Source organism: Streptomyces sp. NH27 (assembly GCF_056859195.1).
The window spans coordinates 1-4,458 of the sequence record NZ_JACEGK010000605.1; the positions used below are offsets into that span (position 1 = coordinate 1).

The 4,458-nt window shown below is 73.2% G+C and carries 3 protein-coding genes; 2 read left to right on the forward strand and 1 reads right to left on the reverse strand.

Features of this window, described 5'->3' with window-relative positions; genetic code table 11:
* Together AC13HU_RS32900 and AC13HU_RS32905 are read left to right on the forward strand one after the other, a co-directional pair.
* On the forward strand, positions 1-1,234 hold a 1,234-nt coding region (locus AC13HU_RS32900; RefSeq protein ID WP_483045644.1), incomplete at its 5' end, for a hemolysin family protein.
* Complete coding sequence (locus tag AC13HU_RS32905) at positions 1,231-2,346, forward strand: hemolysin family protein (protein ID WP_483045645.1); 1,116 nt, start codon at positions 1,231-1,233, stop codon at positions 2,344-2,346. The genes AC13HU_RS32900 and AC13HU_RS32905, both read left to right, overlap by 4 nt.
* An 84-nt stretch (positions 2,347-2,430) precedes the next feature.
* On the opposite strand, the gene AC13HU_RS32910 is transcribed toward AC13HU_RS32905, so the two are convergent.
* Positions 2,431-4,353: an AAA family ATPase gene (locus AC13HU_RS32910; RefSeq protein WP_483045646.1), complete on the reverse strand. Its 1,923-nt coding sequence runs from the start codon at positions 4,351-4,353 to the stop codon at positions 2,431-2,433.
* Positions 4,354-4,458: the final 105 nt, after the last annotated feature.

Below are 4,458 nucleotides of genomic sequence, written 5' to 3' on the forward strand. Positions count from 1 at the left end.
CTCCGGCACCCAGCTCGGCATCACCATCACCTCGCTGGTCGTCGGCATGCTCGCCGAGCCCGCGCTCGGCGACCTGCTCGAAGACCCGCTGCACGCCGCCGGCCTGCCGGAGGGCGCCGCCCCCGGTTTCGCCGTGGTGATCGGCATGATGGTCGCCTCCGGCGTGCAGATGGTGATCGGCGAACTCGTACCGAAGAACTGGGCGGTGTCCCACCCGCTGGCCGTCGCACGGATGGTGGCCGGCCCGCAGCGGGCCTTCTCCCGGGCCTTCCGCCCGGTGATCGAGCTGCTCAACCGCGCCGCGAACCGCCTGGTGCGGATGCTCGGCGTGGAGCCCACCGACGAGCTGGCCTCCGCCCGCACCCCCGGCGAACTGGTCTCGCTGGCCCGGCACTCCGCGCTCGCCGGCGCCCTGGAGCCGGACACCGCCGACCTGTTCGTCCGCACCCTGTCGCTCGGCGACCTCACCGCCGAGAACGTGATGACCCCCCGGGTCCGGGTCAGCGCCCTTGAGGACACCGCGACCGCCGCCGACGTACTGAACCTCACCCGCGCCACCGGCCTGTCCCGGTTCCCCGTCTACCGCGAGCGGCTGGACGACACCACCGGCATGGTGCACCTCAAGGACGCGCTGGCGGTGGCCGCCGACGCGCGCGCCCGCACCCCCGTGTCCCGTATCGCCGTCGCCCCGCTGCTGGTGCCCGAGACGCTGCCGGTCCAGCAACTGCTGGAACTGCTGCGCAACCAGCAGCCGATCGCGGTCGTCGTCGACGAGTACGGCGGTACCGCCGGCGTGGTCACCCTCGAGGACATCGTCGAGGAGCTGGTCGGCGAGGTCCGCGACGAGCACGACACCGTCGACCTGCCCGAACTCGCCCAGGCGCCGGCCGAGGACGGCCACCCGGCGTGGGCGGCGGACGGCGGCTGCCGGATCGACACCCTCGCCCGGATAGGCATGGCCGCGCCCGAGGGCCCCTACGAGACCGTCGCGGGGCTCGTCGCCGACCTGCTCGGCCGTATCCCCGAGGTCGGCGACACCGCCGAACTGCCCGGCTGGCTGCTACGGGTCGAGGAGGTCGGCCACCACCGGGCCGAACGCGTCAGGATCGTGCGGACCGCGCCGGCCGGACCCGACGACGGCCCGGACGACGGCGTCGGCTGCGGTGCCACCGGTCCTGCCGGTGTTGCCGGTGCTACCGGTCCTGCCGGTGCCGAGGGGGGCGACCAGCGATGAGCGCACTCCAACTCCTGTTCGCCGCACTGCTCGTGCTCGGCAACGGCTTCTTCGTCGGCGCCGAGTTCGCGCTCGTCTCCGTGCGCCGCAGCCAGATCGAGCCGCACGCCGCGGAGCAGCGCGCCGCCCGTACCGTCCTGTACGGGCTGGAGCACCTGCCGCAGATGATGGCCGCCGCGCAGTTCGGCGTCACCATCTGCTCGCTGACCCTCGGCGCGGTCGCCGAACCGACCGTCGCCCACCTGGTGGAGCCCGCCTTCGCCGCCGTCCATGTCCCGCACGACCTGGTGCACCCCATCGGCTACGTGCTGGCGCTGGCCATCGTGGTCTTCCTGCACCTGGTGATCGGCGAGATGGTGCCGAAGAACCTGGCGATGTCCGACCCCGAGAAGGCCGCGCTGCGGCTCGCCCCCGGGCTGGTCGGGTTCGCCCGGGTCTTCCGCCCGGTGATCGCGGTGCTCGGTGCGTGCGCCCGGTTGATCCTGCGCGCGTTCAGGGTCGAGCCGAAGGACGAGATCGACGCGGTCTTCACCAGCGCCGAGTTGACCGTCCTGGTCGAGGACGCCCGCGCCGCCGGGCTGCTCGACTCCGACGAGCAGGAGCGGCTGGAGGACGCCCTGGAACTGGGTACCCGCCCGGTCACGGAGGTCCTGCTCACCCCGGACGAGCTCGTCACGCTCGGCCCGGCGGCGACCGCCCGCGAGATCGAGGCGCTGACGGTCCGCACCGGCTACTCCCGTTTCCCGGTCGCCGCCGAAGCGGACGCCTCCGGCGGTTCCGGCTACCTCGGCTACCTCCACGTCAAGGACATCCTCGACGTCGAGCACCCCGACCAGCCGGTGCCGCAACGCCTCTGGCGCCCGATGGCCACGCTCCGCGCCGACCTGCCGCTGGACGACGCCCTCACGGCGATGCGCCGCGCCGCCACCCATCTCGCGTCCGTCACCGACGCGAACGGGCGCGTGCTCGGCCTGGTCGCCCTTGAGGATGTTCTCGAAATGCTCGTCGGCGAGGTCCGCGACCCCGCGCACAGGGCTTCCCCGCGGAAGAACGGGGCCCCGGTCCCGGGCCCGGCCGCAGGAGACACGTCCTCGGGGGAGCTCGTCCGGTAACGATCTGATCCACCGCCTGTCGTGCACCAGGTCGTAAGTGCGGTGCGTCCCGCAGGGGCGCTGACAGGCCGCCGCCGGGACGGGCTACTCCGTCGGTTCGGCGGGGGGCGGGGCTCCAGGGCCCCGCCCCGAGAGGACCTCGCCGTAAGCCTGCATGAGGTCCGGCAGGCGAAGCGTCGCCAGCTCGTCCCGGCTGGGCGTGGCCGGATACTCCGAGAGCCGCAGGTCCCGGTAGGCGCAGCTCTTCTCGTAAAGGGTGCGAAGTAAGCGCCCGTTGCCGAGTTCGTCGACCCAGCCCTGGTCGACGACGTGCCCGCTGATCGCGCCGAGCTCCTCCAGCGCCTCGTCGTCCCACCGGTCCCCGTTCTCGCCGGCGAGCACCTCGCCGATCCGGGTCAGCTCCTGCGGGCGGTAACTGGGGAAGTCCACACGGGTGGTGAAGCGCGAACTGAGCCCGGGGTTCGCCGCGAGCAGTCGGTCCATGCCCTCGGGGTATCCCGCGAGGATGACCACGAGCCGGTCCCGGTTGTCCTCGGCACGCTTGAGGAGTACCTGGAGCGCTTCGTCGCCGTAGGCATCCCCTTTGCTGTAGCCGGAGTTGGACAGGGCGTACGCCTCGTCCACGAAGAGCACCCCGCCGAGCGCGGAGTCGATCAGCTCGTTCGCCTTCACGGCGGTCTGCCCGAGGAACTCACCGACCAGGTCGGAGCGTTGGGCCTCGACCAGGTGGTCGCCGCCGAGCAGGCCGAGGGCGTAGAAGACCCGGCCGAGGATGCGGGCGACGGTGGTCTTGCCGGTGCCGGAGGGGCCGGAGAAGACGAAGTGCCGTTTCGGCGGCTGGACCGGCATGCCCTGTCCGGCCCGCAGCCGGGCCATCCGTAACTGGGCGGACAGCGCCCGCACTTGGCGCTTGACCGGCTCCAGCCCGACCATCCGGTCCAGTTCGGCGAGCGCCTCGGCGAGCAGCGCGGAGTCGGAGCCGCCGAGCGGCAGTCCGGCCGGGCCCGCGGCCCCGGTGCTGCCGGGCAGCGGCGCGGACCGGTCGCGTACGGCGTCGCCCAGCGGCCCGGCCATCAGCAGCGAGTCGTCCAACTCGGCGTCGGGGCCCGGGCCGCCGGCCGCCGACGGGTCGGGCGGGAAGTCGACGGGGTAGCCGCCGTCGGGGTCGCCGCCCTCGGGTACGGCCTGGCCACCGCCCCCGGCCAGCGACACGGCGGCAAGGCCCGCACCCTCGTCGAGGCCGTCGTCGGACTCGTGGATCGCGGCGAGCCGGGCGGAGGTGTCCATGAAGGACGGATCGACCCGGTGCACGGCGCGGTAGAGCGGCACGGCGGCGGCGCTGCGGCCGGTGCCCTCGTAGGCACGGGCCAGCCAGTAGCGCAGTTCCTTGCGCTGCGGCAGCTCGCTGCGGCAGCGCATCAGCGCGGCGGACAGCAGCGGCTCGGCCTGGCCGCACATCTCCAGCCGGACCCGGGCCATTCCGCCGAACAGCCCTGCCTCGATGCCGAGTACGGTGTCGCCGAGCAGCGGTTCGGTGTGCCGGACCAGCCGCTCCCAGTCCTTGACGAGGTAGGCGCGGCAGGCGTGCAGGAAGCGTACCTGCGGGTCGGTGTCGACCGGCGGGCAGTCGGCCAACGCCCGGTCCAGTTCGGCGACATGGCGGCCGTCCAGCCAGTGCGAGGCGTGCGCGAGCAGCAGGTCGCGGCTGGTCTCCAGCACCGGCTGCACCCACCAGCCCAGCCAGTACCAGGAGTTGAGGGTGCGGCGGTGGGCGGCGCGCTGCTCGCCGAAGCGATCACGGTGCCGGTACATCTGCAGCAGCGCGATGGAGGTGTCGGCGCGCAGCGCGTGCAGGCCCAACCACGCGTCGGCCATCCCCGGGTCCAGCCGGACCGCGGACCTGAACTCCTCCTCGGCCTGCACGTAGGCGCCCATGGTGTATGCGTCCACCCCGCGCAACCAGGCCAGATCGGCCGGGGTGCCCGGGCGGTCGGTGCCGAAGTCCATCAAGTCCCCACCACTCCGTCCCCCACGCCTCGCGGACACGCACGCCCCAACCCGTGGCCAACGGGCGGGAGTTGAGCAGACTGCGATACCCCCCAGGCACCGCAC